At 59.0% G+C, this 20,788-nt stretch carries 17 protein-coding genes; 8 read left to right on the forward strand and 9 right to left on the reverse strand.

Annotated features, from left to right (window positions below):
• Positions 1-28 precede the first annotated feature (28 nt).
• The 6 genes from KGB29_RS21980 to KGB29_RS22005 all read right to left on the reverse strand — a co-directional run bounded on the left by KGB29_RS21980 (position 29) and on the right by KGB29_RS22005 (position 6,477).
• Entirely contained in the window at positions 29-1,339 is a 1,311-nt protein-coding gene (locus KGB29_RS21980) for an ABC transporter substrate-binding protein (RefSeq protein ID WP_150812978.1), read from the reverse strand.
• Positions 1,340-1,699: 360 nt separating this feature from the next.
• Positions 1,700-2,605: an AraC family transcriptional regulator gene (locus KGB29_RS21985; protein ID WP_150812979.1), complete on the reverse strand. Its 906-nt coding sequence runs from the start codon at positions 2,603-2,605 to the stop codon at positions 1,700-1,702.
• Positions 2,606-2,713: 108 nt separating this feature from the next.
• The gene (locus KGB29_RS21990) at positions 2,714-3,583 is read right to left on the reverse strand and encodes a phospholipase (RefSeq protein ID WP_150812980.1); all 870 of its coding nucleotides are present in this window, start codon (positions 3,581-3,583) and stop codon (positions 2,714-2,716) included.
• Between the two features lie 86 nt (positions 3,584-3,669).
• Positions 3,670-4,545, reverse strand: coding sequence for a phospholipase (locus tag KGB29_RS21995; protein WP_150812981.1), 876 nt, complete (start codon positions 4,543-4,545; stop codon positions 3,670-3,672).
• 190 nt (positions 4,546-4,735) lie between these two features.
• Positions 4,736-6,040: a glycosyltransferase gene (locus KGB29_RS22000; RefSeq protein WP_150812982.1), complete on the reverse strand. Its 1,305-nt coding sequence runs from the start codon at positions 6,038-6,040 to the stop codon at positions 4,736-4,738.
• A 74-nt stretch (positions 6,041-6,114) separates the two neighbouring features.
• Positions 6,115-6,477, reverse strand: a complete 363-nt coding sequence (locus KGB29_RS22005) for a response regulator (protein ID WP_150812983.1) — start codon at positions 6,475-6,477, stop codon at positions 6,115-6,117.
• Positions 6,478-6,724: 247 nt separating this feature from the next.
• On the opposite strand from KGB29_RS22005, the gene KGB29_RS22010 reads away from it, so the two are divergent.
• The 5 genes from KGB29_RS22010 (at position 6,725) to KGB29_RS22030 (ending at position 12,851) form a co-directional block, all read left to right on the forward strand.
• Entirely contained in the window at positions 6,725-10,216 is a 3,492-nt protein-coding gene (locus tag KGB29_RS22010; protein WP_223616483.1) for a response regulator, read from the forward strand.
• Positions 10,216-11,049 (forward strand): CheR family methyltransferase, encoded by an 834-nt coding sequence (locus tag KGB29_RS22015; protein WP_057714771.1) that lies wholly within the window; start codon positions 10,216-10,218, stop codon positions 11,047-11,049. The genes KGB29_RS22010 and KGB29_RS22015 overlap by 1 nt, the downstream gene beginning before the upstream one ends.
• A complete protein-coding gene (locus tag KGB29_RS22020) occupies positions 11,046-11,222 on the forward strand; it encodes a hypothetical protein (protein WP_159390015.1) in 177 nt (58 codons plus the stop codon). The genes KGB29_RS22015 and KGB29_RS22020 overlap by 4 nt, the downstream gene beginning before the upstream one ends.
• Positions 11,216-12,397 (forward strand): hybrid sensor histidine kinase/response regulator, encoded by a 1,182-nt coding sequence (locus KGB29_RS22025; protein WP_150812985.1) that lies wholly within the window; start codon positions 11,216-11,218, stop codon positions 12,395-12,397. The genes KGB29_RS22020 and KGB29_RS22025 overlap by 7 nt, the downstream gene beginning before the upstream one ends.
• 76 nt (positions 12,398-12,473) lie before the next feature.
• Positions 12,474-12,851 carry a response regulator gene (locus KGB29_RS22030; RefSeq protein ID WP_057714773.1) on the forward strand — a complete coding sequence of 126 codons (378 nt, stop codon included), beginning with the start codon at positions 12,474-12,476 and terminating at the stop codon, positions 12,849-12,851.
• Between the two features lie 4 nt (positions 12,852-12,855).
• Here KGB29_RS22030 and KGB29_RS22035 read toward each other — a convergent pair whose 3' ends face one another.
• The 3 genes from KGB29_RS22035 to KGB29_RS22045 form a co-directional block, all read right to left on the reverse strand.
• Positions 12,856-14,526 carry a response regulator gene (locus tag KGB29_RS22035; protein ID WP_150812986.1) on the reverse strand — a complete coding sequence of 557 codons (1,671 nt, stop codon included), beginning with the start codon at positions 14,524-14,526 and terminating at the stop codon, positions 12,856-12,858.
• Positions 14,523-16,025 (reverse strand): ATPase domain-containing protein, encoded by a 1,503-nt coding sequence (locus KGB29_RS22040; protein ID WP_150812987.1) that lies wholly within the window; start codon positions 16,023-16,025, stop codon positions 14,523-14,525. Before KGB29_RS22040 ends, KGB29_RS22035 begins: the two co-directional genes overlap by 4 nt.
• A gap of 116 nt (positions 16,026-16,141) precedes the next feature.
• Positions 16,142-17,197, reverse strand: a complete 1,056-nt coding sequence (locus KGB29_RS22045; protein WP_150812988.1) for a tetratricopeptide repeat protein — start codon at positions 17,195-17,197, stop codon at positions 16,142-16,144.
• 215 nt (positions 17,198-17,412) lie between these two features.
• Between KGB29_RS22045 and KGB29_RS22050 the strand changes: the two genes are divergently transcribed.
• The 3 genes from KGB29_RS22050 to KGB29_RS22060 are packed head-to-tail and all read left to right on the forward strand — an operon-like array spanning position 17,413 to position 20,708.
• On the forward strand, positions 17,413-19,548 hold the full coding sequence (locus KGB29_RS22050; RefSeq protein WP_150812989.1) for an FUSC family protein: 2,136 nt from the start codon (positions 17,413-17,415) through the stop codon (positions 19,546-19,548).
• On the forward strand, positions 19,538-19,738 hold the full coding sequence (locus tag KGB29_RS22055; RefSeq protein ID WP_032829912.1) for a DUF1656 domain-containing protein: 201 nt from the start codon (positions 19,538-19,540) through the stop codon (positions 19,736-19,738). Before KGB29_RS22050 ends, KGB29_RS22055 begins: the two co-directional genes overlap by 11 nt.
• Before the next feature lie 4 nt (positions 19,739-19,742).
• Entirely contained in the window at positions 19,743-20,708 is a 966-nt protein-coding gene (locus tag KGB29_RS22060; protein WP_150812990.1) for an HlyD family secretion protein, read from the forward strand.
• The last annotated feature ends 80 nt before the right edge of the window (positions 20,709-20,788 follow it).

The raw sequence follows: 20,788 nt of genomic DNA on the forward strand, positions 1-20,788 counted from the left end.
CAAGCCCGCTCCCACACTGGATACGGGGTTACTTGGGATAACCCGCGCGCTTCATCTCGCGCTCGGTGGTTTGCTGGGCCGCCGCCAACGCCTGGTCGACCGTGGTCTGGCCGATCAGCGCCGCCGAGAAGGATTTGCCGACCTGGCTGCCGATGCCCTGGAACTCGGGAATGGTCACCAACTGAATACCGATGTAAGGCACCGGTCTGGCCCCCGGCTTGCTCGGGTCCGCGGCCTTGAGCGATTCCAGCGTGACCCTGGCGAACGGCGCCGCGTTCATGTACGCATCGCTGTAGGTGGAGGCCCGGGTGCCCGGCGGCACGTTGGCGATGCCGTCCTTTTCCGCGACCAGCGTGCTGTACTCCCTGGAAGTGGCCCAGGCGCTGAAGGTTCTCGCCGCGTCCTTGGCCTTGGAACTGGTCGGAATGGCCAGCGCCCAGGAATACAACCAGGCCGAACCCTTGTCAGTGACTTGATGTGGCGCGAAGGTGAATCCGACGTGATCGGCAACCTTGCTCTGGGTCTTGTCGGTGACGAACGAGCCGGCGACGCTGGCATCGACCCAGATCGCGCATTTGCCGCTGTTGAACAACGCCAGGTTTTCGTTGAAACCGTTGCTCGATGCGCCCGGTGGACCGGATTTTTTCATGGTGTCGACGTAGAAGTTCAGCGCGTTTTTCCACTCAGGCCCGGTGAATTCCGGTTGCCACTTCTCATCGAACCAGCGCGCGCCATAGGCGTTGGCAACGGTGGTGACCAACGCCATGTTTTCGCCCCAGCCAGCCTTGCCGCGTAGGCAGATGCCGTATTGTTCTTTATCTTTGTGGGTGAGTTTGCTGGCGAATTCGCTGATCTGTTCCCAGGTCGGGCGCGCGGGCATGCTCAGGCCGGCGTCCTTGAACAGGTCGGTACGGTAATAGGTGATCGAGCTTTCGGCGTAGAACGGCAAGGCATACAGCGACCCCTTCACCGACAGGCCTTCGCGCACCGACGGGAATACGTCTTCGAGGGCATAACCAGCCGGCAAATCCTTCATCGGCTCCAGCCAGCCCTTGGCACCCCAGAGTGCGGCTTCGTACATGCCGATGGTCAGCACGTCGAACTGTCCGCCCTGGGTGGCGATGTCTGTGGTCAGGCGCTGGCGCAGAACGTTTTCTTCGAGGACCACCCAATTGAGCCTGATGTCCGGATGCTCGGCCTCGAAGGTTTTCGAGAGCTTTTGCATGCGGATCATGTCGCTGTTGTTGACGGTGGCGATGGTCAGGGTCTGGGCGCCAAGGCTGACGCTGCTGAGAGTCATGCAGGTGAGGGCAAGCAGAGCTTTTACCGAAGGTTGCATCGTGCACTCCTTTTCTGCAGCCGGCGGGCTACAGAAGGACAGTTATTGTTTTTGTGTCTTCCGTAGGCAGGAAGAATGTGCGCTGATTACATCCTTCAATCGAGGGCGAGACAAATCATCCATCGCACTTCAATCGATACTTTTTTGCACTGAAGTTTTGAGGGGTAGACGCAGGGAAGGGCTTTTCAGCGAAGGAGGGGTATTGAATCCGTACAGGTTTCAGGGGGTAACGCTGTACCTGTGGGAGCGAGCTTGGTCCGGGCGGAGATCCGACGATGGCGGTGTATCAGGTTAATAAATGTCGACTGACACGGCCTCATCGCGAGCAAGCTCGCTCCCACAGGAATTCGAGGAGTGTCTTCAACCCAGGTTTTGCTCGGTCAACCGCTGCACCACCAGCCGCCGGTAATGCGAAGGCGTCATACCCTTGAGCTGCTGGAAGCGTCGGTTGAAGTTGGAAATATTGTTGAAGCCCGATTCGAAGCAGACATCGGTCACCGGCTTGTCGCCATCGGCCAGCAGTTCGCAGGACTTGCTGATCCGCAGTCGATTGACGAACTCGATGAAACAGCGCCCGGTGGCCTGTTTGAACACGCGGCTGAAGTACGTCGGCTTCATGCCCAGGTGTGCCGCGACTTCCTCCAGCGGCAGCTCCCTTGCGTAATGGGCGAAGATGTAATCCACCGCGCGGTTGGTGCGATCGATGTTGTGCTCGTCGGCCAGTTGCGGGGTCGTGGCGCCAGAAAGCAATTGGTAGTCGTCGGAGGCCGCGAGCAACTCCAGCAAAATGAAAAAGTGCCCGAGCCGGGTGATGCCGCTGGTATCGGCGATGCGCTGCATCAGGTCCATCGCTTTGCCGATGGTGTGCTTGCAGCGAAACTCGATGCCGTACTGCGCGCGTTCCAGCAGCGGCGCCAGGGCCTTGAGTTCGGCGAATACCTGATAGCCGCTGTCGAACAACTCGTCGGTGAAATTGACCAGCATGTCGCGCTTGGGCACCACTTCGTCCTCGGCCACCTGGCTGATCCAGTTGTGGGGCAGGTTGGGGCCGGTCAGGAACAGGGTATGTGGGTAGAAGTTGCCGATGTAGTCACCGATGAACACCTTGCCGGAACTGGCGACGATCAGGTGCAGTTCGTATTCCTTGTGGAAATGCCAGCGCACCAGCGGGCAGGGGAAGCCATGCTGGCGATAGATGATGGACAACCCGTTGTGGTCGTCCATCAATTCATAGGAAGGGTCGGTGATTCTGGCAATACGGGGCATGTTGATACACTTTTCTTGTTTTCGCGCCCTGATCATGCCTCTTGTGGGGTGGCTGATGCCAGTTGTCGATGTCGCGAAACCTGACAGGAGCCTTCTCGGCTTTCGGGACTATCTGGCTCTTCTGGCATTTATCAAGCTCGCGCTTCGGCAGTAGGAAACCAGTTTCGATTCTTCAATGAAATCGACATTGATAATGTTGCACCTTTCGCTTTGGGAGTGGGTGAAGGGATCAAACCAGGTGTCCAGTTCATCATGGATATCGACGGGGCCTCCCAGCTTCGAGTAGCTTGTGGCGGACAGTGACCACAAGGTGGTGCGGGGAGGTGGAGTCCACAACACGTTCGATATGTGCTGCTCCAGTTCCTGGACATTTGTGTCGCCAATCCCGCTCCATTTGTGTTCGACTGTCTCGCAGAACCAGGCGGGATTTAACTCCGGATGTTGTTGGGCCGCTACCAGAACTCGCTGCTCTCCGCTGATTTTCTTGAGCTCGCCAAGTGGCAGACCGCTATTGTCGGCAGGGATTATTCTCTTGCCAAGATAACGGAGCATCATCTCGTTGAAGAGTGCGTAGTCGAACGGTTGTTGTCCGTCCTTGAGTTCATGAAAATCCAGAACCACAAATTCGTCAGGGTTGTCGCGTAAAAACAGATGCACAGCCGCAAACAAACCCAGCACGTTACGAGATGAGCGAAAGCCATTGTGCTGGAATCGGAATTTTTCAAACTCTATGGCCGACTCGTCAAAGTCCAGCCGTAAATCAAGTACGCGCGAACCGTTGTTGAGTTGAGCGGCGAACGAATCGTGCTGGCAGGCCAGCCAGTGCGCGCCAGGGATCAATGGATAGCTCGCTTGCCAGTCGCACCCGGCATTGTGCGTGCCGGGTAGTGTAAGTTCACTACGCGACAGGTTATCGATTGCCGGCGTAGAGCTCATCCAGTTATTGAGTGCGTAATTGTTTTCGGTTGTATTGTTCATTAATGCATCCTTGCATTGATTGATGAATAACAAGTTGCGCCAAAGCAGTGTTGGGTGGCGGCAATCAATTTGTTTTCGCGCCTCGATCATGCCTCGTGCAGGGAGGGGCCGTAAACGGCCTTCATGCTGCTGGCACTCCAGCAATAGCGGACAATTCTCGATTCATCGAAAAAGTCGGTATTGATGATGCTGCAACGCGTCACCCAGTCACGGGTGGTGTGGAACCAGTCATTGATCTCTTCTTTGATATCCCTTGGCCCGCCAAATACTGTGTACGTAGTTGCCGACAATGACCAAAAAAATGTCTCGTAAGGCGCATCTTCCAGCGTTTTTGCGATGTAGTTGCGCAGATCGCCCGAACTGGTGAATGGACTGTTGCGCCATTTGTGCGGGATGCGCGGCCAGAAGTAATCATCGTCCAGGCCGGGTTTGAACTGCGCCGCCATGACGATGCGCCGAAGAGTACTGGAGCGCTTGAGCTCGCCCACGGAGGCATACCTGTCGGAGGGCAGGATGACCCGCTGTCCGAGTCGAAGCACAAGCAGATCGTTTAGCTTTTTATAATCGAAAGATTTGCCAGCATCGCTGAGTTCGTGAAAATCCAGTACGACGAATTCATCCGGGTTTCGATCAAGAAACGCCAACACTGCATCGATCAGTTCGTCCAGTACCCGACCTGATCGATGGCCACTGTGGTGAAAGTAAAAGACCGGGTCCGGATCTGTCGCGTATTGAAGACGAATATCGAAGACCCGTGCTCCATTGGCTAGTTGAAAGGCAAACGAATCGTTCTGGCACGTCGTCCAGTTGCCGGTCACATCGTCGACATTGGGGGCTTTTTTGTCCATGCCCGCGTTATGGGCGCAGGGCCAGACAATATCGGTGAGTTTTAATATGTCTACGTCGAGGATATTGCTCATCCAGTTCTGTTTGTAGAGAAATTCCGCGTTTCTAACCGTCATGGTGGATCCTTTGTCTGAGTACACTGGCAAGTTCCAGGAAGTCCAAAACTAGCCGGGCTGACAAAAGCAGAGGTGCTATTTATGTACAGCGTCCTTGTGTCTTGATCATGTTAGCCACCCTGAAATGCAAAACGCCGACCTGATACAGCCAGTATCTTGTCGGCGTTTTTGTTGGGGATAAGGACGAGCCTTACAAGGCGTCTGCCTGGTTGCGGTTCTTCGCCTCGATCCATTGCGCCATATACTGGGTACTTTTGTGCTGATGATGGCGCAACATGCTGCCGGTGAAGTTATCGCGCCTGATGTGTGGCAGATTCCTTTGGCATTCGATCAGCCTTTCAATCAACGCAGGGCCATGGCTGGACTGCGGGTAGCGGCTGGCCAACAAGTGCCGGGCCTGCGCCTGGGCAGCCAGCCACTGAGTCTTGTCTTGATAAAGTTGCACGGCGCTGTCGGCGAACTCGCGCGCCGTACGGGTTACGGCACCGGGCCAGGGCTCTTCACCGTGCATGGCTTCTGCGCCGACCGGCGTGGTCACATTGGGCGTGCCGCAGAGCATCGCATCGACGATCTTGCCTTTGATACCTGCACCGAAGCGCAGCGGTGCCAGGCACACCCGCGTTTTCGACATCACGTGCAAGGCATCTTCCGCCCAGTTCATCACATGAAAACCCTGTGCCGCGTTGTGCAGGGCGGTAGCCTTGGGCGGGGTATACGCGCCGTAGATGTGCAACTGCGCATCAGGCAGTTGCGCGCGAATCAGCGGCCAGATCGCGGTTTTCAGCCAGAGCACGGCATCCCAGTTGGGCGCGTGGCGAAAGTTGCCGATGTGCAGAAAATGCGCGCGATCTTCGTACTCTACTGGCGCGCTGGTCGGCAGATCGACCATCAACGGGCACCAGTGCAGCAGGTTGCGGGGAAACCTGAACTGCTCGACCAGCAATTCGACTTCCACTTCGGAAACCATCAGCGTCAAATCACAACGATAAAATGAGGCGATCTCGCGCTTCGCCAGATCGGTATCGGCCATGTGTTCGAACTCTTCGCGCGCCGCCGGGGCGAACAGTTCGTTGAAGTCATTGTTGTCGTCACTGGTCTTCAAACGCTCCTTGAGGCGTTGATGCCGACCCAGCCTCAGGCTTTGCAGGTCACAACTTTCGAGCACGCGCAGGGCATCGGGGCAATGTTTCTCGACCCGCCAGCCGAACTGTTCCTCCATCATGAATTGGTCGAACAACACGATGTCCGGTGCCAGTTCGCTGATGAATGCGTCGAAACTGCTGTTGTTCAGTTCGATGGGTACTTCGTCAATACCCAACGCTGTCAGGTCTGCACGTTGCTCGCCGAAGCCTGCCGGGCTGCTGAACGTGATGTCCCAGCCCTGGTCCAGGAAAACGTCGAGAATCTGCATGACATGCCCGCTGGCCGCGGAAGAGCGGGGCTCGGGCCAGACGTAACCAATGACCAGGACTTTGGTTGCGCGGGGCTCAATCATGGACGGGATTTCCTTGAAGCGAAGACAGGACAGGGATGAAAAAGGCGCGCATTAAACCACAGCGCAGCGCAGCATCACTCGAGAATGCTTTTGACCTTGTCGCGCAACTGATCAATGGAGAAGGGTTTGCCGATCAGGTGCATGTCGTCGGCCACGTCGATGTTTTCGGCATAACCGCTGGCGAACAATATCGGAAGGGCTGGACGTAAAACTCTTGCTTCATTGGCCAGTTCGCGTCCGTCCATGACCGGCAGGCCAACATCGGTCATCATCAGGTCAATGTGTTGGTTCGCGTCCTTGAGCATCACCAGTGCCTGTTCGCTGCCATCGGCTTCCAGCACCTTGAATTCCAGTTCTTCCAGGACGTCGACGATCAGCATGCGCACGATGGCATCGTCTTCGACGACAAGGATGGTGGAGGCGTTGGCGGATGACATGGTCGAATTCCCGAAAAAGATTGGCATTGCCGGTCGCTGGAAATCACCGGCCTCTTGCATGAGTAAGTGGCGGATCCCGACAAGTTCCCTGCGCGATGGAAAAAGGATTGGCGGTACAGGCCAGGCAAGGATAACGCGGGAGCAGTGCAATGTAGGACCTTGCGCGCAAACATGTCAGATAATTGGATCAATTTGCCAGTTTTGGGGCAAACTCCTTGCATTCTGACAGTTCGACAAGGCCTGCCCCATGACCTCCGCGTCCTCGGTTGATGAGCAACGATTTCGTAAACTCCTGAGCCGTAACATCAGCCTGCCGTTGGGTCTGGGTCTTATCAGCGCTGTGTTTTTCGTGTCGCTGATCAGCTATTTGCTGTCGACCATCCAGTGGGTGGAGCACACCGACCGGGTGATCAATAACGCCAATGAGGCGGTCAAGCTGACCGTGGATCTGGAAACCGGGATGCGCGGTTTCCTGCTCAGTGGCGACGAGCATTTCCTCGATCCCTACGAAACCGCCAAGCCGCGCATCGCCGTCGCGCTCGACACCTTGCTTGAACTGACCGCCGACAACCCGGTGCAGACTGATCGCTTGCTACGGTTGCGGGCCTTGCAGCTGGAATGGACCAACTACGCGCAATCGATGATCGATTTGCAACGCAGCAGCGGTGATTATCGCGCCATCGTCAAGGCCGGACGCGGTAAGCGCCTGACCGATGAAATTCGCAAGCAGTTCGAGGCGGTGATCGACACCGAGCAACAGTTGCGCGCATCGCGCAATGACGAAGTGCGCGGCACCACCATCATGAGCATCAGTCTCTACCTGTTGTTCATAGCCGGGGTCAGCGGGTTGCTGGCGTACGTCGGGCGCCGCGATTTGTTGACCCTGTCGCAGAACTACAGCGTCAACCTTGCCGCCCAACAGGCCAGCGCCCATCGTCTGGAGCAACAGGCCTGGCTGCGTAACGGCCAGACCGAGCTGGCCGAGCAGGTGCTGGGACAATTGAGCCTGAGCATGCTGGGTCGCAATATCCTGCAATTCTGCGCGCAGTACCTGGGCACCGCCGTGGCGGCTATTTATGTGCGCGAAGACCATGGCGGCCTCAAGCGCATCGCCACTTATGGTTTTTCCCGTGAACAGGAAGGGCGTGAACAGCAGATCTACAGCGAAGAAGGCATTGTCGGCCAGGTGGCGCAACAGGCACGGCTGATTCGCCTAGACGAGGTGCCGGGAGATTACTTCAAGGTCAGCTCCGGCCTCGGTGACGGTCTGCCGTGCAGTGTGCTGGTGGTGCCAACCAGCGACGACGAGCGGGTCAATGGCGTGATCGAGTTGGGCTTTCTGCGTCCACTGACCGACCGTGACGTTGAATTGCTTGAGCTGATTGCCGGCAACATCGGCACCTCGATCGAGGCGGCACGTTATCGCCAGCGTTTGCAGGAGGTGTTGGCCGAAACCCAGCAACTCAACGAAGAACTGCAGGTTCAGCAGGAAGAACTCAAGACCGCCAACGAAGAGCTCGAAGAGCAGTCGCGGATTCTCAAGGAGTCCCAGGCGCACCTGGAAACCCAGCAGGTGGAGCTGGAGCAGACCAACGAACAACTCGCCGAGCAGGCAGAAGTACTGGCCGAGCAGCGCGACGCCATGGACCTGAAGAATACCGAACTCAATCAGGCCCAGATCCAGCTCGAAGAACGCGCGGTAGAATTGCAGCGCTCGAGCAAGTACAAGTCCGAATTCCTCGCCAACATGTCCCATGAGCTGCGCACGCCACTGAACAGCTCGTTGATCCTGGCCAAGCTGCTGGCGGAAAACCCGGAAGAGAACCTCACTGCCGAGCAAGTCCAATTCGCCGAGTCGATCTACTCCGCCGGCAACGACTTGCTCAACCTGATCAACGACATTCTGGATATTTCCAAAGTCGAGGCCGGCAAGCTGGAAATCCGTCCGGAGAACACCAGCGTGGCGCGCCTGTTGGATGGCCTGCACGGCCTGTTCCAGCCATTGGCCACGGACAAGCAACTGGATTTCCGGGTGGATATGCAGGACGGTGCGCCGTTGATGCTGTTCACCGACAGCCAGCGTCTGGAGCAAGTGCTCAAAAACCTGCTGTCCAACGCGGTGAAATTCACGCAAAGCGGCAGCGTCAGCCTGTCCGTCGCCACGGCGCCGAATGACGGCATCGCGTTCAGCATCCGCGATTCCGGGATCGGCATCGAGGTGGATCAGCACGAAAGCATCTTCGAAGCGTTCCGTCAGGCCGACGGCACCACCAATCGGCGTTACGGCGGCACCGGGCTGGGGTTGTCGATTTCCCGTGACCTGGCGGCCTTGCTCGGCGGCTCCATCAGCGTGACCAGCACGCCGGGGCAGGGCAGTGTGTTTACCCTGGTCTTGCCACAGCAGTACGTGGAACCGGGCGAAGTGCCTGTCGAACCGATGCGAGCCGTTCCTGTGGCGGCAGTGTCGAGTGTATCGCCGCCCACGTTGTCGCCATTGGTGGCCGAAGTCGACATTCCGCGCTTCGACGACGACCGCAACAAAGGGCCGTTCACCAAACGCTGCATTCTGGTGGTAGAGGATGAGCCGAACTTTGCGCACATCCTCTACGACCTGGCCCATGAGCTGGGTTATCAGTGCCTGGTGGCTCACGGCGCCGACGAAGGCTACGACCTGGCCAAGGCGTTCATCCCCGATGCGATCCTGCTGGACATGCGCCTGCCGGATCATTCCGGCCTGAGCGTGCTGCAACGTTTGAAGGAACACGCCGAAACCCGGCACATCCCGGTGCATGTGATTTCGGTCGAAGACCGGGTCGAGGCGGCGATGCACATGGGCGCCATCGGCTACGTGGTCAAACCGACCACCCGCGAGGAACTCAAGGATGTGTTTGCACGCCTTGAGGCCAAGTTGACCCAGAAGGTCAAGCGCGTGCTGCTGGTCGAGGACGACGACGTGCAGCGCGACAGCATTGCCCGCCTGATCGGCGACGATGACATCGAGATCACCGCCGTTGGCCTGGCGCAGGAGGCGCTGGACCTGCTGCGCTCATCCGTCTTCGATTGCATGATCATCGACCTCAAGCTGCCCGACATGCTCGGCAATGACCTGCTCAAGCGCATGTCCACCGAAGACATCTGTTCCTTTCCGCCCGTCATCGTCTATACCGGGCGCAACCTGACCCGGGATGAAGAGGCCGAACTGCGCAAGTATTCGCGTTCGATCATCATCAAGGGCGCGCGCTCGCCGGAGCGGTTGCTGGATGAGGTGACGCTTTTTCTGCACAAAGTCGAATCACGGTTGTCCCATGAACGGCAGAAGATGCTCAAGGTCGCCCGCAGCCGCGACAAGGTCTTCGAAGGCCGCAAGGTGCTGCTGGTGGATGACGATGTGCGCAACATTTTCGCCCTCACCAGCGCGCTGGAGCAAAAGGGCGCAGTCGTGGTCATTGGCCGCAACGGCCGCGAAGCGATTGAACGATTGAATGAGGTGCAAGACATCGATCTGGTGTTGATGGACGTGATGATGCCGCAAATGGATGGTTTTGAAGCCACCGTTGAAATCCGCAAGAATCTGCGCTGGCGCAAGCTGCCGATCATCGCCGTGACGGCCAAGGCCATGAAGGACGATCAGGAGCGCTGCCTGCAGGCCGGCGCCAACGATTACCTGGCCAAGCCCATCGACCTCGATCGCCTGTTTTCGCTGATTCGTGTGTGGTTACCGAAGATGGAACGTATCTAGTGGAGCGCAATTTTTCAGTGGATCGAAACAGCGAAATCGAACTGCGGTTGTTGATCGAGGCGATCTATCTCAAGTACAGCTACGATTTTCGCGATTACTCCGGCGCTTCGATCAAACGCCGGGTCGACCATGCGTTGAGTCAGTTCGAGTGCAACACCATCTCGGCGTTGCAGGAAAAGGTCCTGCACGATCCCGCCGCGTTCATGCAACTGCTGCAGTTGCTGACCATTCCGGTCAGCGAAATGTTTCGCGATCCCTCGCACTTCCTGGCCATCCGCAAGGAAGTGGTGCCGCTGCTGCGAACCTACCCTTCGATCAAGATCTGGATCGCCGGATGCAGCACCGGTGAAGAGGTGTATTCGATGGCCATTGTGCTGCGCGAAGAAGGCCTGCTGGACCGTACCATCATCTACGCCACCGACATCAATCCGCGCTCGCTGGAAAAGGCCAGGCAAGGGATTTTCTCGATGGAGAACGTCCGCGCCTACACTGCTAATTACCAGCAGGCCGGTGGCCAGAGTTCGTTTGCCGACTACTATACGGCGGCCTATGGGTACGCGATTTTCGACAAGACCCTGCGCGAGAACGTGACCTTCGCCGATCACAGCCTGGCGACGGACAGCGTATTCTCCGAAACTCAATTAATTTCATGCCGTAACGTACTGATTTATTTTAATAAAAGTCTTCAAGGTCGGGCGTTCGGGCTGTTTCATGAGTCCCTCTGCCATCGCGGTTTCCTGGTGCTGGGCAGTAAGGAAACCCCGGATTTCTCAGCCTTCGGCGATCAGTTCGAGCCGCTGGTCAAACAAGAACGGATCTATCGAAAATCATGAAAAGTGCAACGAAATTGCCGGCTATCGAAGCGATCGTGATTGGTGATTGCACCGGTCGCGTCGAGGCGCTGTTGAACATTCCCGGCCCGCTGCGCGAAGGCTTCGCACTTCCGGTCATTCCTGTACGCGGCATCGGCCGTCTGCTTGTCGAGCTGGAACGAATCGCATGCTGAGTAATACCCAGGCCAAACTGCTGATCGTGGACGATCTGCCGGAGAATCTGCTGGCGCTCGAAGCGCTGATCAAGCGTGAGGACCGCATTGTGTACAAGGCGCTGTCCGCCGACGAGGCCTTGTCCCTGCTGTTGCAACACGAATTCGCCTTGGCCATCCTCGATGTGCAGATGCCTGGCATGAATGGCTTCGAGCTGGCCGAGTTGATGCGCGGCACGGAAAAAACCAGGAACATCCCGATCGTTTTCGTCAGCGCCGCCGGCCGTGAACTCAATTACGCCTTCAAGGGCTATGAAAGCGGTGCCGTGGACTTCCTGTACAAACCGCTGGACCTCCAGGCGGTCAAGAGCAAGGTCAATGTGTTCGTCGACCTCTATCGCCAGAGCAAGGCGATGAAGGAACAAGTGCTGGCCCTTGAGCAAAGTCGCCGCGAACAGGAGACCCTGCTCAAGCGATTGCAAAGCACTCAACTTGAACTGGAGCAGGCGGTACGCATGCGCGATGACTTCATGTCCATCGTCGCCCACGAAGTGCGCACGCCGCTCAACGGCCTGATCCTTGAAACCCAGTTGCGCAAGATGCACCTGGCCCGGGACAACTCCGCCGCCTTCACCCTGGACAAGATGCACGCGATGGTCGACCGCGACGAGCGGCAGATCAAAAGCCTGATTCGATTGATTGAAGACATGCTCGATGTCTCGCGCATTCGCACCGGAAAGTTGTCGATCCGGCCCAAGCGCTTTGACCTTTCAACGCTGGTTCGCGAGCTGTTGCACAACTTTTCCCAGCAGATCGACGCCGCCGAAGCGTCGGTCTCGCTCGATGCCACGCAACCGGTGATCGGAAACTGGGACGAGTTTCGAATTGAACAGGTCATTTCCAACCTGCTGACCAACGCCTTGCGCTACGGGGCCAAGAGCCCGATCTCGGTGAAGGTCTACAGTGAAGGTGGCCAGGCGTTGGTGGACGTGCAGGATCGAGGGATTGGCATCAGCGAGGAAAACCAGAAGCGGATCTTCCAGCAGTTCGAGCGGGTATCGGCCAGGCACGCCGTCGCCGGGCTGGGCCTGGGATTGTTTATTTCAGAGCAGATTGTGGCCGCCCATGGCGGTACTATTACCGTCCAGAGCAGGATTGGCGAAGGCGCCTTGTTTCGCGTTTGTCTGCCGCTGTAGGAAAACAACCGGATAAACGCAACCTCTGGTCGACCCCACGGTCTATCAGCAGCAATTGACCGAGCAAAGGCTTCCCATGAGCGAAGATGCACAAGATGTAGTACTCGTCGTCGAGGACGATCCCTCGATTCTGATGGTGCTGTCCGCTTATCTGTCGGGCGAGGGTTACCGCGTATTGCAGGCCGAAAACGGCGAGCAGGCTTTCGAAATCCTGGCGAGCAAACCGCACCTGGACATGATGATCACCGACTTCCGCCTGCCCGGAGGAATCTCCGGTGTACAGATCGCCGAGCCCGCCGTGAAACTGCGACCGGAACTCAAGGTGATCTTCATCAGCGGCTATGCCCAGGAAATCCGCGAGACCGACAGCCCGATTACACACAAGGCACCGATCCTGGAAAAACCTTTCGATCTGGATAAATTGCAGGAATTGATGCAGGACATGCTTTCGTAAGCCTTCAGGCCCTGATCATCTCCCTGACCTTCGCCGTCAACAGGTCGAAGGTAAACGGCTTGGTGATCATCTGCATGCCCGGATCGAGGAACCCGCCACGCACCGCGGCGTGCTCGGCGTAGCCGGTGATGAACAGCACCCTCAGCTCGGGACGCAACTGCCGGCCGATTTCCGCCAGTTGCCGGCCATTCATACCGGGCAAGCCGACATCGCTGATCAGCAGGTCGATGCGCTGGGCCGAATCGAGTATCGGCACCGCGCTATCGCCATCACAAGCCTCGACGTAGGCATAACCCAGATCGCTCAACACCGTGCTGACCAGCACCCGCACCGCCGGATCGTCCTCGACAATCAACACCGTCTCGCCATTCCTGGCCAAAGGTGACTGTTCGACGTCCAATGGATGGTCCCGGGGCAGGTCTCCACCGAAGCGTGGCAGGAACAGGCTCACCGTGGTGCCTTCGCCCACGACGCTTTGGATGGCGACGTGACCTCCCGATTGTTTGCTGAAACCATAGATCATTGATAACCCCAGCCCGGTGCCCTGGCCGATGGGCTTGGTGGTGAAGAAGGGGTCGAAGGCGCGGTTGATGGTGCTTTGCGGCATGCCACAGCCGGTGTCCGTCACGCAGAGCACTACATAGTCACCCGCATCGAGATTGCCATGGCCTTGGGTGAAATCCTCGTCAAAGTGCTGGTTCGATGTCGAGACCACCAGACTGCCGCCATTGGGCATGGCATCGCGGGCATTGATCACCAGGTTGAGCAGGGCGCTTTCCAGTTGATTGGGGTCGGCTTGGGCCACCCACAGGTGTTCATCCAGTTGCATGTCCAGACGAATGGTTTCGTTGATGCTGCGTTGCAGCAGTTCATCCATGGAGATCACCAGGGTGTTCATCTCCACGGGTTTCGAATCCAGCGACTGGCGCCGGGAAAACGCCAGCAGGCGGTGGGTCAGGCCCGCCGCGCGATTGGCCGAAGTCACCCCCAGATCGATCAGGCTGTCCAGGTCTTCGGTTCGCCCCCGGGCCAGGCGTCGACGCAACAACTCCAGGCTGCCGATGATACCGGTCAGCATGTTGTTGAAGTCATGGGCGATGCCGCCGGTGAGCTGGCCGACGGCCTCCATTTTCTGCGACTGGCGCAACGCTTCCTCGTTGTGACGCAGTTGCGCGGTGCGCTCTTGCACCTGCTGTTCAAGGGTTTCGAGGGTGTTCTGCAGGCGCAATTCGCTCTGGCTCAGGTCAATCAACCGATCCCTGGCTTCGTACTGTCGTCGCCGCCCGCGCAGGGCCGTGGTGACCAGGCTGATCAGTGTGACCGGGTGAAATGGTCGTTCGAGGAAGGTCACGTTGCCCAATTGCGGGCCGAAGCGCGATGCCGGGTTCTGTTGCGGGCCGCCATGGTGTGTCATCAACACGATCGGCAGATCCGACCACGCGGGCTGCTGTTCGATCAGGTGGATCAGCGGTTCCAGATCAGCGCCCAACAACGCCTCGCAAGAGATCAGCAGCAGGCCGGCACCCTGTTCCAGTTCGGCGCACAATCCGGGCAGGTCGGGGCTGATCACCCCGTGAAACCCGGCCTCGTTGAGCATCATCAGGGCGATCTGGCCGTCGCGCCCTCGCGGTGCAAGGATGATTGCGCGCTCGGACGTCGCTTGCAGGTCCGTCACGGGATTTCGTCCGCGAGCAACGGGTTGCTGGCGCCGAGATACGTGGGTACGCCGCGCAATACGCCCTGAAAGGCTTCCAGGGGCTCGCCGATGGTCATGCCCCGGGCGCTGATGCGGTATTCACGGATGGTCGACTCATGGCTGCCGGTACGTTTCTTGATGATCGAAATGGCCCGACGCACCTTGCCCAGGGCTTCGAAGTAACGCAGCAGAATGACTGTGTCGGCCAGGTAGGTGATGTCGACCGGCGCCTGCATGTCGCCGACCAGGCCGTGCTGGGCGACCGTCATGAAGGTCGCGGCGCCCTGGCGATTGAGGTACAGCAGTAGCTCGTGAATGTGCAGCACCAAGGCGTTCTCTTCCGGCATCGCCGTCTGATAGCCGTTGATGCTGTCGATCACCACGGTCTTGATATTGCCTTCGTCCACGCAGCGCCGGACCCGGTGGGAGAACTCGCCGGGGGACAGCTCGGCCGCGTCCACTTGCTCGATCAGCAAATTGCCGCTGTCTAGCAGGGCCTGCAAATCGATGCCGATGTTCTTCATGCGCTCGAACAACAACCCCAACTCTTCATCGAAAATGAATAGCGCGGCTTTTTCGCCACGGGCCACGGCCGCGGCGGTAAACACCATGGCGATCAGCGATTTGCCGGTCCCCGCCGGGCCGAGAATCAAGGTGCTGGAACCCGTCTCGATACCGCCGCCCAGCAGCGCATCCATTTCCCGGATGCCGCTGGTCAATTGCTGACGCAGGTATTGACCGCGATGTTCGGCGGCCACCAGGCGCGGGAATACACGCACGCCATCGCCCGTGATGGTGAAGTCATGGAAGCCGCCGCGGTACTTCTGGCCGCGGTACTTGACCACGCGGATGCGACGTCGCTCGGCGCCGTAGTTCGGGGTCAATTCTTCCAGGCGAATCACGCCGTGGGCCACGCTGTGCACGGTTTTGTCCAGGGACTCGGCGGTCAGGTCATCGAGCAGCAACACCGTGGCGTCGTAACGCACGAAATAATGCTTTATGGCCAGTATCTGCCGACGGTAGCGCAGCGAACTTTGCGCCAGCAGGCGAATCTCGGAAAGGCTGTCCAGGACAACGCGGGTCGGCTTGACCCGCTCGACCACCTCGAAGATCTGGCGGGTGGCTTCGCCCAGTTCCAGGTCGGAGGAATAGAGCAGTGTCTGCTGCTGTTCGGCATTGAGCAGGTTTTCCGGGGGCGTCAGTTCGAAGATATGGACGTTTTCGTCCATCTCCCAGCCATGGGACAAGGCGCCCTGGCGCAGCTCGCGTTCGGTTTCAGAGAGCGTGATGTACAAGGAGCGTTCGCCGGCTTGCGCGCCTGCCAACAGGAAGTGCAGCGCCACGGTGGTCTTGCCGGTGCCCGGCTCGCCTTCGAGCAAAAACACATGTCCGCGGGACAGTCCGCCATCGAGGATATCGTCCAGACCTTCGATACCGGTGGCGGCCTTGTCTCGGTTCAAATCGTTGGATAGAGACAAACAAGCGTCCTCATATGGCCAGGTTCAACGAGGCAGTTGCTGCGAAGTGCCACAACGGGCTGCCTGTTCACTTGACCCTTGGCCAGGACGACGGTTCAACGAAATTTCAGTCGGGGTCAAAGCCCTTGTTGCAACGCCGGATCATCGGGGTTCATCTGTTCGAGTTGGGCCAACAGAATCTGCACGTTTTGCAGCTGCCCGCTTTCCTTCCAGTAGTTGATCAGCAGCACCCGGGCCTTGCGATCGTTCGGATGGCGCTGAACGATTTCCTGCAACTGTTTCTGCGCCGCTTCGAGCTCCTGCTCACTGTGCAACGTGGTGGCCAGGTCGTAGCGGTAGTCCCGGTTATTGGGCTCAAGTTCAACGGCCTTGGACAGGCCGAGCAGGGCGAATTCGCTTTGCTCGTGATGCAGCAGCCAGAGCCCCAACGCGTGTTGCAGGTAGGCCGAGTTGGGTTGTGCCTGCAGTTGCCTGGCCAACAGTTGCCGGGCAGCGTCGTTCTGGCCCTGTTTATCCAGCACTTCGATTTGCAGTACCAGCGCCGGCAGGTTGTCCGGCGCCAGGCGCAGGGTGTTGTCCAGCGCCTGTTGCGCTTGCTTGAGCTCGGCGTTGTGCAAGTGCAGTCGGGCGAGTTGGTATTGGTTTTCGGCACTTTGCGGCGCGCTCTTGAGCACTTGCTCCCAGGCATCGATGGCTTGTTCCAACGGCCCGAAATACAAACCCAGTTCATCCGGGGACAACCCCAGCAGCGCGTTGATCGCCGCCAGCCGCACGCTTTGTTCGCTGTCATCGAGCAATGGCCCCAGCAGCAGACTGCGCTGACCGTTCGGTACCAGGCCGCTGATGCTTTTGATCGCCGCGATACGCACCTCGGGCGACTCGTTCTGCAAGTCGGCATCCGCCAGCTTCAGGGCCACCGAGCTTGGATAGTTGGGCAGCTCGGCATGCAACCCGATACGACGTTTGGGGGACAGGTCCGGACGGGCCAATTGCTGATAGAGCACCCGCGCGGCACCCGGTTGGCCGGCCCGGGCAGCCGCCAGCGCTTCGCTGTAGCCGTGCTGGATGGCTTCGGGAACCACCGGGGTAGTATCGCGCAGGGAAAACCAGACACCGCCGATGACGAGCAGGGCGAAGAGGCTGATAAACAGAAGGCGGCGGGACTTAGGCATGCAGGAATCCGGAAGCTGGCAAGCTTTTGCAAAGGCGCAAGCTTCGGTCAGGCCAGGCTTTGAGTCAAACCTTGACGACGCTCACTGACGATTCAAACCGTTGAACAGCCCTTCAGCCGACAATCCACGGGCCGGCAAGCTGCGTCGATGGCAAAACCTCTCGAGGCACCGCAGCAGTGACTACGCTTGCTGGAGGTGTCTCGACGGGTGTTCCCATGCAAGCGTTGTTGCAATACTTCAAGGCGATTTTCAACCCCGGCCCCGGGGTGTTGCTGTTTGCCTTGCGAACCATCGCGGCCGGGTTGTTGACCCTGTACCTGGCGTTTTTGTTCGATCTGGACCAGCCCAAGTGGTCGATCATGGCCGTGGTCATCATCAGCCAGCCACTGGCTGGCATGGTGCTGGCCCGCAGTTTTGGCCAAGTGATCGGCACCACGCTGGGGGCGGCCGTGGCGGTGCTGATCATGGCGATTTTTCCCCAGGCACCGCTGCCGTTCATCGCCACCCTGGCGTTGTGGCTGGCGCTGTGCACAGCCGGTGGCACCTTGTTGCGCTACACCAGCTCCCAGGCGTTTGTCCTTAGCGGCTACACCGCCGTGGTGGTGGCCTTGCTGGCGGTGCCGGATCAGGACGGCATGTTTTTGCTGGCGGTGACCCGCGTCACGGAGACGCTGCTGGCGGTTGCCTGTGTGTGCGTGGTCAGCCTGCTCACCGCCAGGCCTGAAGCCGTGGCCCGGGATTACTTCGCCAAAATCGACCAAATCACCCGGTTGCTGGCCACCCACGCCAGCGCCGTCATTCGCACCGAAGAGAGCGAAGCCGAATTCCAGCAGCGGCAAATGCAGCTACTGGGCCAGATCAGTGGCCTGGAGGGCGTGCGCCGGCACATGTATTTCGATGCGCCACGGTTACGCAGTGCCAACGGTCTGGTGCAACTGCTGGGCAACCAATTGGTGCTGTTGACCGCGCGGCTGACCGCCTTGCGCCACCAGCGGCTGTTGTTGACCGAGCGCTGGGAGGGCGAGTTGCCTGAAGAGATTCAACGGCTGCGTGCCGAAGAGCTGGCCTTTCTCGATGAACTGGCGCGGGAGGGGCGTTCGCTGTCCAGTGAAAAGCGCCATCATTTCACATCGCTGCAACAACGCTTTGATGAGCTGGCCTACAGGGCCGAACAATTGACCGAGCCGCTGCCGGCCACCTTGCGTTCGCTGGCCTGGTCGCTGCGCTGGGAGCAGGCGCGGCTGTTGCAGCAGCTTGAGCAGATTCTGGAGCTGAGCGATGCCATCCAGAGCGGGCGCCCCGCCAGCAGCGTGTTTCGCGGGCGGGAAAATCCGCTGCATCTGGACTTCACCCTGGCGACGATGAATGCCGTCCGTGCCTTTTGCGCGCTGTTGATCGCCGGCCTGATCTGGATCGAAACCGGCTGGGACGGTGCGCGAGCCGGGATGGTGCTGGTGGGCATCCTTTGCTCGCTGATGTCGACGTTTCCCCGACCGCTACTGGCTGTTCAAAGCTATGCCAGGGGGTTCGGGCTGGCACTGGTGGCCTCGGCGCTCCTTCAGTTCATGTTTGTGCCGATGATCAGCAATTTCGAGATGCTCGCCTTGCTGCTGGCGCCCTTGCTCTACGCCGTAGCGGTGGGGCTGGCCAGTCCACCCACCACAGGTACCGGGATTGGCCTGGGGCTCACGACGTTTTTGTTGCTTGGCCCGTTGAATGTGGGGATTGGTCAAAACACCGCGAGCCAGTGGTTCGAGTTTGCCGGTGCCTATACCTGTGCGACCGTGCTGGCTTTGAGTGTCTATGCGCTGATCTTTCCGTTCAGGCCGGATTTTCGCATGCGCCGGCTCTACAAAGAGAACTGCGAGCAGGTGTACGCCTTGCTGAAAACGTCGGCGAGCGATGAACAGCAGTTTGCGTTCGAGAGCCGTATGGTTGACCGCCTGACCATGATGTTGGGGCTACTGCCGGCGACCCGGGAGCCACAATCGCGCGAGCTGTTTCAAGTCAGCCTGGCCTGCATGGCATTGGGTATCGCCTTGAATCAGCTGCGGCAGCAAGGGCAGAACAACGCACTGCTAAGTCCGGATCTGCAACGTCGCCTGTTTTCGACAGTCCGGGAAACGGGCAGGCTGGTTGCCGGTCGGCCCGGGGTCGAAGGGGTGCAGGTGCTTGATAGCCTCCACACCTTGGGCGACGACCTGGATGCCCTGCATACCGATGTTCACGAACACCTGTGGTCGGTGTTCCGCATGCGTGTGGCGCTGCTGATCGTGGTGTCGTTCGTGGAACGCTATCGCGGCCACTTTCAACCCTCAGGCCTTGAAGGAGACCCTGTCCTTGCCCATTGATCTGGAAGTGGGTGGTGCCTATCTGCCCCCGATTGCCCAGGCGCTGCTGCTGGGCTTGCCGATTTTCCTGTTGCTGGACTGGACATTGCGGCGCCTTGGCGTGCTGCAGTTTGTCTGGCACGAGGCGTTGTTCGAAGGCGCGTTGTACGCCTGCGTCTGCGCCACGTTGATTCTGGTCATGGGAGCCTGAAGCCGTGAAGAACATCCTTTCCCGACTCACGACGGTGGCGGTGGTATTGCTGGCCTTTCTTCTGGGCTGGTTCGCCTGGGAGCATTACACCCGCGCACCCTGGACCCGGGATGCCCGGGTGCGTGCCGATGTGGTGACCTTGTCCGCCGACGTTTCGGGGCGAATCGTCAGCCTGGCCGTGCAGGACAACCAACGTGTGAGCAAAGGCCAGGCGCTGCTGGAGATCGATCCGGCGCGTTACACCCTGGCGGTGGAGCATGCCAGACGCGCGGTGGAGGTGGCGAAAGCCTCGCTCGGGCAGGCCCAGGCGGCGATTATCTCCAGCGAAGCATTGCTCAAACAACGTCAGAGCGAGGAGCAGCGCCGGCGCACGCTCAAGGATCGTTCAGCGATTTCCGGTGAAGAGTGGGAGAAAGCCAGCACCGACGTGTCGGTGGCCCAGGCCGACTTGATGCGTAATCAGGCGAGTCTGGTGTTGGCCCAGGCCAACGTGCAACTGGCCATCGCGGCATTGACCCAGTCCGAGCTCGACTTGCAGCGTACCCATGTCGTCTCCCCGGTGACCGGCTATGTCACCAATCTGCTGACCCGGGAGGGTGATTACGCCTCGGCAGGTGGCCCATTGCTGGCGCTGGTGGACAGCGAGTCGTTCTATGTCAGCGGTTACTTCGAAGAAACCAAGTTGCCGCGGATCGGGGAGGGTGACCGGGTCAGGATCGAGTTGATGAGTGGCGAAACGTTCGGCGGCAAAGTGCAGAGTATTGCCTTCGCCATTGCCGACCGGGAAAACCTGCCGGGCGGCCGTCTGCTGGCCAGCATCAACCCCAGCTACACCTGGATCAAACTGGCGCAACGGGTGCCGGTGCGGATCGAGATCGATGCCGACTATGCCGGTAAAGACAAATTGCGCGCCGGGACCACCGCGACGGTGACCGTCCAGGAACACCACAAATCCAAAGACCAGCACTGACCCCACCCTGTGGGAGCGGGCTTGCTCGCGAAGGCGGTATATCAGTAGACATATGTATTGCCTGACACACCGCCTTCGCG

The organism is Pseudomonas sp. BF-B-30, from assembly GCF_019956305.1.
In the GTDB taxonomy this organism is placed as follows: Bacteria; Pseudomonadota; Gammaproteobacteria; order Pseudomonadales; family Pseudomonadaceae; genus Aquipseudomonas; species Aquipseudomonas jessenii.

What these genes read in the sequence shown, in the direction of transcription:
- KGB29_RS21980 (WP_150812978.1), bottom strand. Translation starts at nt 1,339, where the DNA reads ATGCAACCTTCGGTAAAAGCTCTGCTTGCCCTCACCTGCATGACTCTC.
- KGB29_RS22010 (WP_223616483.1), top strand. Translation starts at nt 6,725, where the DNA reads ATGACCTCCGCGTCCTCGGTTGATGAGCAACGATTTCGTAAACTCCTG.
- KGB29_RS22050 (WP_150812989.1), top strand. Translation starts at nt 17,413, where the DNA reads ATGCAAGCGTTGTTGCAATACTTCAAGGCGATTTTCAACCCCGGCCCC.
- KGB29_RS22005 (WP_150812983.1), bottom strand. Translation starts at nt 6,477, where the DNA reads ATGTCATCCGCCAACGCCTCCACCATCCTTGTCGTCGAAGACGATGCC.
- KGB29_RS22045 (WP_150812988.1), bottom strand. Translation starts at nt 17,197, where the DNA reads ATGCCTAAGTCCCGCCGCCTTCTGTTTATCAGCCTCTTCGCCCTGCTC.
- KGB29_RS21985 (WP_150812979.1), bottom strand. Translation starts at nt 2,605, where the DNA reads ATGCCCCGTATTGCCAGAATCACCGACCCTTCCTATGAATTGATGGAC.
- KGB29_RS22020 (WP_159390015.1), top strand. Translation starts at nt 11,046, where the DNA reads ATGAAAAGTGCAACGAAATTGCCGGCTATCGAAGCGATCGTGATTGGT.
- KGB29_RS22030 (WP_057714773.1), top strand. Translation starts at nt 12,474, where the DNA reads ATGAGCGAAGATGCACAAGATGTAGTACTCGTCGTCGAGGACGATCCC.
- KGB29_RS21995 (WP_150812981.1), bottom strand. Translation starts at nt 4,545, where the DNA reads ATGACGGTTAGAAACGCGGAATTTCTCTACAAACAGAACTGGATGAGC.
- KGB29_RS22000 (WP_150812982.1), bottom strand. Translation starts at nt 6,040, where the DNA reads ATGATTGAGCCCCGCGCAACCAAAGTCCTGGTCATTGGTTACGTCTGG.
- KGB29_RS22025 (WP_150812985.1), top strand. Translation starts at nt 11,216, where the DNA reads ATGCTGAGTAATACCCAGGCCAAACTGCTGATCGTGGACGATCTGCCG.
- KGB29_RS21990 (WP_150812980.1), bottom strand. Translation starts at nt 3,583, where the DNA reads ATGAACAATACAACCGAAAACAATTACGCACTCAATAACTGGATGAGC.